This window comes from Mycolicibacterium hodleri (assembly GCF_025822245.1).
GTDB lineage: Bacteria > Actinomycetota > Actinomycetes > Mycobacteriales > Mycobacteriaceae > Mycobacterium > Mycobacterium hodleri.
Genome location: NZ_JACKTL010000070.1, coordinates 99,632 through 109,796 on the forward strand (window position 1 = coordinate 99,632; position 10,165 = coordinate 109,796).

10 protein-coding genes and 1 tRNA gene are annotated in these 10,165 nt (G+C 68.5%); 5 read left to right on the forward strand and 6 right to left on the reverse strand.

The window, feature by feature from the left end; genetic code table 11:
• Positions 1–70: 70 nt before the first annotated feature.
• Positions 71–1,408 carry an ABC transporter substrate-binding protein gene (locus H7J06_RS29480; protein ID WP_264043113.1) on the forward strand — a complete coding sequence of 446 codons (1,338 nt, stop codon included), beginning with the start codon at positions 71–73 and terminating at the stop codon, positions 1,406–1,408.
• On the opposite strand, the gene H7J06_RS29485 is transcribed toward H7J06_RS29480, so the two are convergent.
• Both H7J06_RS29485 and H7J06_RS29490 read right to left on the reverse strand, forming a co-directional pair.
• A complete protein-coding gene (locus H7J06_RS29485) occupies positions 1,405–2,235 on the reverse strand; it encodes a CbiQ family ECF transporter T component (protein WP_264043114.1) in 831 nt (276 codons plus the stop codon). The two genes, H7J06_RS29480 and H7J06_RS29485, sit on opposite strands and share 4 nt — an antisense overlap.
• Complete coding sequence (locus tag H7J06_RS29490; protein WP_372515431.1) at positions 2,232–4,394, reverse strand: ATP-binding cassette domain-containing protein; 2,163 nt, start codon at positions 4,392–4,394, stop codon at positions 2,232–2,234. Before H7J06_RS29490 ends, H7J06_RS29485 begins: the two co-directional genes overlap by 4 nt.
• A 108-nt stretch (positions 4,395–4,502) precedes the next feature.
• Here H7J06_RS29490 and H7J06_RS29495 point away from each other — a divergent pair, with 108 nt between their 5' ends.
• Both H7J06_RS29495 and H7J06_RS29500 read left to right on the forward strand, forming a co-directional pair.
• Positions 4,503–4,982 (forward strand): MarR family winged helix-turn-helix transcriptional regulator, encoded by a 480-nt coding sequence (locus tag H7J06_RS29495; RefSeq protein WP_372515432.1) that lies wholly within the window; start codon positions 4,503–4,505, stop codon positions 4,980–4,982.
• 382 nt (positions 4,983–5,364) lie between these two features.
• On the forward strand, positions 5,365–5,994 hold the full coding sequence (locus H7J06_RS29500; RefSeq protein WP_264043118.1) for a hypothetical protein: 630 nt from the start codon (positions 5,365–5,367) through the stop codon (positions 5,992–5,994).
• Positions 5,995–6,000: 6 nt separating this feature from the next.
• On the opposite strand, the gene H7J06_RS29505 is transcribed toward H7J06_RS29500, so the two are convergent.
• Complete coding sequence (locus tag H7J06_RS29505) at positions 6,001–6,732, reverse strand: VIT1/CCC1 transporter family protein (RefSeq protein WP_264043120.1); 732 nt, start codon at positions 6,730–6,732, stop codon at positions 6,001–6,003.
• A gap of 103 nt (positions 6,733–6,835) precedes the next feature.
• Here H7J06_RS29505 and H7J06_RS29510 point away from each other — a divergent pair, with 103 nt between their 5' ends.
• The gene (locus H7J06_RS29510) at positions 6,836–8,782 is read left to right on the forward strand and encodes an acyl-CoA dehydrogenase family protein (protein WP_264043122.1); all 1,947 of its coding nucleotides are present in this window, start codon (positions 6,836–6,838) and stop codon (positions 8,780–8,782) included.
• A 13-nt stretch (positions 8,783–8,795) separates the two neighbouring features.
• On the opposite strand, the gene H7J06_RS29515 is transcribed toward H7J06_RS29510, so the two are convergent.
• Positions 8,796–8,868, reverse strand: a tRNA-Asn gene (locus H7J06_RS29515).
• A 169-nt stretch (positions 8,869–9,037) separates the two neighbouring features.
• Here H7J06_RS29515 and H7J06_RS29520 point away from each other — a divergent pair.
• Positions 9,038–9,277: a hypothetical protein gene (locus H7J06_RS29520; RefSeq protein WP_264043124.1), complete on the forward strand. Its 240-nt coding sequence runs from the start codon at positions 9,038–9,040 to the stop codon at positions 9,275–9,277.
• On the opposite strand, the gene H7J06_RS29525 is transcribed toward H7J06_RS29520, so the two are convergent.
• Both H7J06_RS29525 and dnaG read right to left on the reverse strand, forming a co-directional pair.
• Positions 9,274–9,561 carry a DUF7155 family protein gene (locus H7J06_RS29525; protein WP_264043126.1) on the reverse strand — a complete coding sequence of 96 codons (288 nt, stop codon included), beginning with the start codon at positions 9,559–9,561 and terminating at the stop codon, positions 9,274–9,276. The genes H7J06_RS29520 and H7J06_RS29525 overlap by 4 nt on opposite strands.
• Before the next feature lie 54 nt (positions 9,562–9,615).
• Positions 9,616–10,165: DNA primase (dnaG, locus tag H7J06_RS29530; RefSeq protein WP_504928670.1), on the reverse strand; the 550-nt coding region annotated here is incomplete at its 5' end.

Consider the following 10,165-nt stretch of genomic DNA (forward strand, 5'->3'; position numbering starts at 1 on the left):
TGCGTACAGATCGCTCCGCGGCCGGATATCGCGATCCCACAGCACACTCGACGAGGGGCGCGGGGGCACGATGACGAAGCCCAAGTTCTCGACGCTGTTCGTCGGCGCGCTGGCCCTCGTCCTTGCGGTGTTGCTTGGCGCCGCGGTGCTCCTCGGCGGGTCCGGCGAGCGGGCCGGCAAGACCGTGGTGACGGTGCGGCTGTGGGACCAGCAGGTCGCCGCGGCCTACCGTCAGTCGTTCGACGAGTTCAGCCGGCAACATCCCGACGTCGAGGTGCGTCTCGACGTGGTGGCGTACTCGTCGTACTTCGACACGCTGCGCACCGACGTGGCCGGTGGCGGCGCCGACGACGTCTTCTGGCTCTCCAACGCCTACTTCGCGAACTACGCCGACACCGGCAGGCTGCTCCCCGTCGGGGCGACCCTCGGCACCGACGCGGCCCGGGCGTGGGACCCCTCGGTGGTTCGGCAGTTCACCCGCAACGGAGTGCTGTGGGGCGTACCCCAACTCACCGATGCCGGCATCGCCGTCTACTACAACGCCGACCTGCTCGACCGGGCCGGCGTCGACCCCGCCGACCTACGAGACCTCCGGTGGTCGCCCGACGCCGCCGAGGACACCCTGCGGCCGCTGCTGGCCCGGCTGACCGTCGACGCCAACGGAAATCGCGCCGGCACTCCAGAATTCGATCCCGACCGCATCCGGCAATGGGGATACAACGCCGCCAACGACCTGCAGGGCATCTACCTGAACTACGTCGGCTCCGCGGGCGGGAGGTTCCAGGACGGCGACCGCTTCGCCTTCGACGATCCGGCGTCCATCGGGGCGTTCGAGTACCTGGTCGGTCTGATCAACCGGGACCACGTCGCTCCCCCGGCGTCGGAGACCAACGGCAACGGGGACTTCTCTCGCAACCAGTTCCTTCAGGGCCGAATGGCACTGTTCCAGTCGGGCACCTACAACCTGGCCGCGATCGCCGACCAGGCCCCGTTTCGCTGGGGCGTGACCATGCTGCCGACGGGTCCGAAGGGGCGCGTCAGCGTCACCAACGGCATCGCCGCCGCAGGCAACGCCGCGACTCCCCATCCGGACGCGGTGCGCCAGGTCCTCGAGTGGATGGGCAGCACCCGCGGCAACGAGTTCCTCGGTAGCGGTGGCGCGGCGATCCCGGCCGTCACCGCGGCCCAGCCGGCGTATGACGAGCACTGGGCCGCCCGCGGCGTCGACGTGACGCCGTTCTTCACGGTGCTCGACGGGCCGCGCATCCCGGCGCCCGGCGGCCCGGGATTCGCCGCCGGCTATCAGTCGCTGACGCCGTACTTCGACGAGATGTTCCTGGGCCGTCGCGACGTGCCGGGAAGCCTCGCGGCCGCCCAGGCCGCCGCCAACGCCGCCGCCGACCGCTAGCTCGTCGCCAACGGCGTGAAGACCTCCACGACAACCGAGACGGCACACAGCACCAGCACGGCCGCACCGGCCACGGCGTCGGCCCACGTCGGTCGGGACGGCAACGCGGAGATCTGCCCGGCACCGCCGCGCGCGGTGATCGCGTCGCCCATCTCGTCGGCGCGGCGCAACGCCACGGTGACCGCCGCCGCCAAGAGGTCGACGATCTCCCGGTTCAACCGGCGATGGCGTTCCTTGGCCGTGGTGGCGGGATCGCGTGGCCTCAGCTTGCGGGCGGCGAACAGCACGCGGAATTCGTCGATCAGCATCGGAAAGGCCCGCAGCGCCAGCGCGAGCGCCACGGCGTAGTCGTCGATCGGCAGGCGTAGCACGCGCAGCGGCCGCCCGATCTTGGACACCGCGGGGGCGATCTCGGCGACGTTGGTGGTCCACGACACCAGCCCGCCGAGACCCAGAAGCACGATCGAGAGCAACGTGACCTGAAGAAACTTGAACAGTCCGCCGAGCCCGACGTCCACCGACGCGACGGCGAGGTGCGGACTGCCGCCGGCGAACGACGCCGTCAGAGCACCGAGGAACAGCAGGAACCACAGCCACCGCGGCACCGACGGCAGCACACCCCGCGGAATGTGGGCGATCCTCGCGGTGAACAGGACGAACACTCCGACCAGGACGATCGGCACCCACCCCGGATACAGGGTGAGCAGCACGCCGATGAGCGCGACGACGAGAAGCTTGGTGCCGGCCCACAATTCGTGAATCGCGGTGCGGCCAGGCACAGGTCGCAGAAGCACGACGGGCCGTGGCTGACGCTGCGGGGCGGTCATCCGACGCCCCCGGCCGTGGTGGGGGCCGCCATCACGCCGCCGGCGGCCAGGTGCAACGTCCGCGGGCACAGTTCCTCGAGCCCGGAGAAGTCGTGGGAGATGACGACGACGGTCAGCCCGGCGTCGCGACGTAGTGACGACAGCAGGCCCAGCAGCCCCCGCTGGCTGGCGGCGTCGAGGCCGGCCAGCGGCTCGTCGAGGATCAGTACGCGCGGCTTGCGGGCCAGCAGACCGGCCAGCACCACCCGACGCATCTGCCCGCCGCTGAGCTGGTCGATGCGCCGCAGTCCGATCGCCGGGTCGAGACCGACCATCGCCAGCGCGGCGACGATCTGCGAGTGGTCGAAGTAGTCCAGGCCGGCGGCCGAGGCGATCTCCATGTCCACGCGTCCGCGCATCAGTTGCAGCCTGGCCGCCTGGAATGAGATGGCCACCGCCCCAACCTGTTCGGAGACGGGTTTGCCGTCCAACAGGCAGGAGCCGGTGGTGGGCGTCAGCAGCCCCGCCATGATCCAGGCCAGGGTCGACTTGCCGGATCCGTTCAGGCCGTGGATCAGCACGCCGTCACCCTCGTTGACCACGAGGTCGACGTTCTGCAGCGCGGTCGACGCCCACGGCGTGCCCAGCCCGTATTCGTGGCCGACGCCCTTGAGTTCGAGCAGCGGCGATCCGCCGCGGCGAGCCTGCGCATTGGTGGCGGCGGGCGCCGGCGCGGTGTCGACCATCTCGACGTTGTCGGCGCTGCCGCCGTTGCCGGTGAGGTCGATCACCCGGTCGGCCGACGCGGCCTCGTCGTTGTAGTGCGTGATGTGCACCAACGACATTCGACGGTTCTTGGTCAGTCCCGACAGCACCTCGATGAGTCCTTCGCGGCCCTGCTGGTCGACCATGCTGGTGACCTCGTCGGCGATCAGCAGCGACGGCTGCCGGGCCAGGGCGGCGGCCACCGCGAGCCGCTGCAGTTCGCCGCCGGAGAGATTGCCCGTGTCGCGTTCGGCCAGTCCGTCGAGGCCCACCTCGGCGAGCAGCCGGTCGACGTCGGTCGCGGTTCCCGGGGGGAGCCCGAACACGATGTCGTCGGCGACCCGGCTGCCGAGGACCTGGCTCTCGGGATGCTGCATCACCACGGCAGTGCCACCGGCCTTGCCGAGACCGACGGCTCCTGGCCGGTCGACGCTGCCGGCGGTCGGCTCCCGGCCCGAGAGCACCAGCATCAACGTCGTCTTGCCCGATCCGTTGGGCCCGGTGACGGCGACGTGCTCGCCCTGGTCGACCGTCAGCGTCACCGGACCGAGCGCGTCCTGGGCCGCCCCCTGGTACCGGAACCGGACGTCGCGGAAGTGGGCGGGCACCGGGCCGACGGGTTCCGTGGAGTCGACGTAGTCGAGCTTGTGCACGTCGGGGACCCCGGACAGCCGGGACAGCACCCGCGACAGGGCCCACCAGCCGATCAGGGTGACCGACCCGATGCTGAGAATGCTGGACCCGACGATCAAGAGGGGCCAGTAGCTCAGCAGCGTGGGAAAGTACTCCCTCATGTGCGGCGCGACCCCGTCGAGAAAGCCGAAGGCTTCCCAACGCGACGCCGAGACGAGCACGGCGTACAGCCCGTTCGCGTCGCCGAGACGGTCGGCGACGTGTCCGAGGAAGGACAGGATCCTGAACTGGGAGAGCCATTCCACGATGTTCGCGGTGCCGTTCACGTTGGCGGTGATCGACGCGAAGATCAGCTCGCGGATGCGATAGAAGACCATCAGGAAACCGACGCCAAGGACACCGAACGCCGCGCCGGCAATCAGCGCCGCCGTGGTGATCGTCGCCAGCCCGCGTCCGCGACGCTTGACGATCCCGACCAAGCCGCCGACGTAGGCGCAGTTGACCACAGTCATCAAGCCGCCGAACCCCGCAATCAGGAAGGCGATGGTGCCGCCGGCCACCATTGCGGCCACCAGCACCCGGAACCGATACCGGTACGCGAGCAGTCCCATGGGGACCGTGCCCAGCACCGATAGGCCCGCGGCGAACGGGACGACGACGGCGATGATGGCGGTGGCAGCGCAGAGGGCGGCCATGATCGCGGCGTGCGCAAGCTCGTCGGGCTTCATCGAGCCAGCTCTACGAGGTACGCCGCCGCCGGTCGCACTGCCGGTCTTGGCCATTTCACGATTCTGCCAGCTGTGGCCCAAGAGCCGTCTCAGCGGTGTGTGAGGCGCGACACGATCGGCACTCCGGTGGTGTACATAGGAGTTCTATGTAAAATGGCCGCCATGGCATCGCGCTCCGTTACGGACACCACGCTGTCCACGGATTTGCTGTCGGTGGTCGCCCGTCTCAACAGGCTCGCGACCCAGCGCGTCAAGATGGAACTTCCCTACGCTCAGGCCCGGCTGCTCTCGACGATCGAGGATCAAGGCGCCGCCCGCATCTCCGACCTGGCCGCGTTCGACCACTGCTCACAGCCCACGATGACCACACAGGTCCGTCGGCTCGAGGAGGCGTCCCTGGTATCGCGCGTCACCGATCCGGCCGACGCCCGCGCCGTACTGATCAGCATCACCGCCAAGGGGCGGGAGGTCTTGTCCCGCGTGCGCGCCGACCGCAGCGCCGTCGTCGACCCCTACCTCGAGGGTCTCGATCCCGCCGATCGCCAGTCCCTCACCGACGCCGTCCGGGTAATGCGTGCAATCCTCGCCGACGCCACCCGGAACGTTGAAAGCGGTTCTCCGACAACCACGTCGAGGCCTTGACCCTCAGCGACAGGCCGCAGGCCGAGTGGACGGCATCCTTCAAGTCCTCCTCGGCCCCCCACACCGTGGCGTGAACGTGTAACCGCTTCGCCGCATCGAGCGCGGCGGCCGCCGCCGTGATCTGCCACATCGGACCGCGATCGCCGAGCGACCCCTTGCCATTGTTTGCCAACGCTCACTCCGTTCAGCCATGACGCAGACCCCGCAAACTGCATCACGCCGCCGGCGGGGTCTGGGCCAGCTAAGTAAGGCCCACGATAGCGTTGCCGCGACCCATGCTCTAGTGCTTTCCCAACATTGGGAAGGTCGCTGGGTGGGCATGTAGTGGCGGCTGCACCGGAACCGCGTCAGCACCGCGCCGTTCGGGGCAGACTAAGCCACCATGACCTGGTTGACTTTCGTCGCGACCGCCCTGGTGCCCGTCGTCTCGGTGGTTTCCACTGCAACGGTTGCCATCTGGACCAAGCGCATCGACGTCAGAAGCAAGCGCGACGACAGGGAGCACGCGCTGCGGCTTGACTTCGAACAGCGGGCGGGCCAAGAGAAGAAGGTCGCCCTCAAGACGCTTCTCGCGGCGACGATGCGCGTCAGGCGCGGAGCCGAGCCACTTGCCGGCACCGACCAGACCGTCGAGCAACGGCGGTCGGAGGCAATCGAAGAACTGTACGAGTTCCGGGGCCGGCTGGGTCTCGACGACGGGGTGTCCGAGGTGCTCATCTACGCCGCCGAGCCCGTCCGCCAACTCACCGAACTGCTGCTCGACGAATGGGATCGGCAGTTCCGCGACAACGGTTACTCACTGGCGCAACTGGACACGTGCAAACAGCAACTGCTCGTGACGTGCGACGACCAGCAGCGGTGGACCGAACTCAAGGGCGAAGAAGCGACATGGCTGAGGCGACTCGGCGAGGAGTCCGACCTCGACGTCGACGCCCTGCTTTCGCTGTGCGAGCGCACGATCGAGGCTGCCCGCAAGGACCTTCGCGGCGGCTACGGCGTCGACGTGGACTGAGTGTCGCTACCCGACCGCCGCACCTATCAAATGGCCGACCACGTAGGTCACCGCGATCGCGATGCCGCCGAAGGCCAGCTGCCGCAGCGATCCCCGCCAGGGCGCCTTCTTGGTGACGCGTGCCGCGGCCCCACCGACGACCAGCAGTCCGAGCCCACCGCACGCCAACCCGAGCCACAGCGACGAATACCCCAGCAGGAACGGGATGAGCGGGACGACGGCGCCGATCGCGAACATGGCGAAGGACGAACCCGCCGCCACCCACGGTGACGGCTTCTCGTTCGGGTCGACGCCCAGCTCTTGGACGAGGTGGAAGTTCAACGCCCGGGTCTCGTCCCGGTGAAGTTCCTCGGCGGCCTTGGTCGCGGTCTCGACGCTCATGCCCATCTCGGTCAGCGTCCCGACGAGCTCGGCCCGTTCCTCATCCGGATACAAGCGGAAGCTGCGGCGCTCCACCTTGACCTCGGACTCGACTTGCTCGTTGGCCGTCGTCACCGAGGTGAACTCGCCCAACGCCATCGAGAACGAACCGGCGAGCAGGCCGGCCACCCCGGCGAGCACCACGGCGTTCGTGCTCGCACTCGCGGCGACGCCCGCGATCAGAGCGGTGTTGCTGACCAGGCCGTCCATCGCCCCGAACGTGGCGGCCCGCAGCCACCCGCCGGTCACGTCGGGGTGCCGGTGGTCGATCTGATGAGGCATCCCGGCGAGTGAGGGCACGGCGTCCGGATCGGTCATGACGACGATTCAACGCCAGCCGCGGATGCGGGTTTCAATGAGGATGCCCTGGGTTTGCCACATCACAGTTTCGCGGCGGGTTTCGGAGGATAACGTGGCCACCATGACCACCACTGCGGATCACCTTCGTAATGCCCTTGACGGTCGTTGGCGCGACATGAAGAACCGGATGCGTCACGAACTGTCCTCCGAGGTCTTCAAGCCGCACTACACACCCAACACGGTGATCGCCCGCACCAAGGTCACCGAGCAGATGCGCATCATGGCCGCCAACGGCGCCGCGGAGGACGGCTTCAAGAAGGAGCACGGCGGCAACGGCGACGTCGGCGCCGCGGTGACGCAGATCGAGATGCTGGCGATGTCCGACCTGTCCCTGATGGTGAAGGCCGGCGTGCAGTGGGGCCTGTTCGGCGGCGCGATCGAGAACCTCGGCACCAAACGCCACCACGACGCGTACGTCCGCAAGCTCATCGACCTGGAGCTGCTGGGCTGCTTCGCCATGACCGAGACCGGGCACGGCAGCGACGTGCAGGCGCTCGAGACCACGGGAACCTACGATCCCGAAACCCAGGAGTTCGTCATCGACTCCCCCACCCCGTCCTCGCGCAAGGACTACATCGGCGGCGCCGCGAACACCGCTCGGGTCGCCGCGGTGTTCGCGCAGCTGATCACCAAGGGCGAAGGCCACGGCGTGCACTGCTTCGTCGTGCCGATCCGCGACGACGAGGGCAACGACCTGCCGGGCGTGACGACGTCGGACTGTCAGTACAAGGGCGGTCTGCCCGGCGTCGACAACGGCCGCATCCAGTTCGACAAGGTGCGGATCCCGCGGGAGAACCTCCTCAACAAGTACGCCGACGTCGCCGAGGACGGCACGTACACCTCCCCGATCGAAAACCCGGGTCGACGCTTCTTCACGATGCTCGGCACGCTGATCCGCGGCCGGGTCACCGTCGGCGGCAGCGCGGGTGCCGCGGCGCGGGTGGCTCTGGACATCGCAACGCGATATGCCTTGGAGCGCAGGCAGTTCGAGGCACCCGGCGCCGAGGAGGAGGTGCTGATCATGGATTACCTGGTGCATCAGCGCCGACTGTTCCCGCTGATCGCCAAGTCCTACGCCCTGCAGTTCGCCCAGAACGAACTGGTGGCCAAGTGCCACGAACTGCAGACCTCCGACGACCCCGACGCCGAGGAGCAGCGCGAGCTGGAGTCCCGTGCCGCAGGCCTGAAGGCCGCCAACACCTGGCACGCGACCCGCGCCATCCAGGAGGCACGCGAAGCATGCGGCGGCGCAGGCTATCTGGCCGAGAACCGACTGATCGCGCTGAAGGCCGACACCGACGTGTTCACCACGTTCGAGGGTGACAACCACGTGCTGACCCAGCTGGTCGCCAAGGAACTCCTGACCGCCTACGCCGACGACGTCAAGAGCATGAGCCCGGCGCAGTGGGTGCGGTTCGCGGCGAACTTCGCCGGCGAGCGGGTGCTCAAGCGCACCGCGGCGCAGACCATCATGCAGACGATCGTCGACACCCGCCAGGACAACGAGGAAGAGGGCTCGCTGTTCAACCGCGGCACCCAGGTGAAGATGTTCGAGGACCGCGAGGAGTACATGCTCGCGTCCGTGGCGCGGCGGCTGCAGGGCAAGTCCAAGGAGATGTCGCCGTTCGACGCCTTCAACTCCGTCCAGGACCACGTGCTGCACGCCGCCAAGGCTCACGTCGACCGGATCATCCTGGAGGCGTTCGTCGCCGGCATCGACACCTGCGAGGACGAGACGGCTCGCGAGATCCTGGGGATCGTCTGCGACCTCTACGCACTCTCGGTCATCGAGGACGACAAGTCGTGGTTCATCGAGCACCGCTTCCTGTCCACCGAGCGTTCCAAGGCGGTCACCCGGGGCATCAACGACCGGTGCCGCAAGCTGCGGCCCCACGCGGCGCTGCTGGTCGAGGGTTTCGGGATCCCCGAGCAGCTGCGCTACGCGGAGATGCTGCACCCGGAGCACATCCCCGACGCCGACGAGCACGAGGAGCAGAACGCGGAGTAATCGAGAGGTAAAGCTCCCCCGCGTGGACTCGAACCACGAACCTGCCGATTAACAGTCGGCTGCTCTGCCAATTGAGCTACAGGGGAATAGCACTCGGTCTGCGGGACGTGCACGCTGACCGAGCGTTGACTCTAGCGCATGGACTCCGGAAGTCCGATATCGGGCAGGTGAGCGGGGGCGGCCGGCCTCGTTCCGTCACGACTCGGCCGCACGAGGCAGGATGGAACCAATGCACTACCGCGAGAGAGGGACCCCGTGATCCGCGTCGCCGCCGTCATGGCTGTTGGATACGTTCTGGGCGCCAAGGCGGGCCGGCGCCGCTACGAACAGATCGCGGGCACGTTCCGCGCCGTCACCGGTAGTCCCGCGACGAAGGCCGTGCTGGATGCGGGTCGGCGGAAGATCGCCGACCGCGTGTCACCGGACGCGTCGATCGGGACGCTGACGCCGATCGACGCCGATACGGCGGTGTGGCAGCCCGGGAAGGACCGCTAGGCGATCGGCTGACGCCAGGTCTGGCCCGGGGCCAGGTTGCCGGTCGAGACGCCCAGACCGCCGTTGGGACCAAATGTGCCGAAGTTCGGCGTGCCGATGTTGGTCGGGTTTCCGTTCGAGTAGCCCACGCACACCGGATCGGAGCCGTTGGTGGTGACGGTGGCCAAACACGGCGCGGCGACGGCCTGACCTGCGCCGCTGGTGAATGCGATCGCGAGCGGCGCGGCGACGGCGGCGACCGCCAGGGCTCCGGCGGAGACGATTCGGCGTGCGCTGACGGTCATGACGTGCCTTCCCATTGAACTAACGGCGAGCTCACCTTAGCGCGGCTAGCCGGTTCACGCAGTAAGGTCGTCGCCGCTGGCCCGCTCGAGCAGACTGCGCCGGTAGGTCTCCATCGCGACCAGGTCGCCGAACAACGCGTTGTACTCCTCGTCGTTGTCGACCGGCGACATGCGCTGCAGCTTGGACTTCATCTCGGCGATCTGCCGCCCGACCCACACTTCCTGCAGCCGGGCCAGCACGCCGCCGATGTAGCGGGCCAGGCGGTCGTCGTCCTCCACCCGGAACGCCTCGACGCCCAATTCGTTGATCAGGTTCGCCACGTGCGGGGAGGCCGCCTGCTCGCGGACCGAGTCGATCCACTGCCCACCCGAGCCGCCGGCCGACATGCCGCCGGCTGCCGTTACCGCGGCCCGCACCGCCGCATAGCCGGGATGGGTGAAGCTCTCCACGGTCAAGGTGTCGAAGACCGGCCCGGCGATCGCCGGGTACTGCAGTGCCGCCTTGAGCGCCTCGCGCTGCGGCCACAGCGTCGGATCCTTCGGATCGGGCCGGGCGACGGCGACGACGGCGTCGGCCGGGGCCGCGGCGGCGCTGCGGCGGACG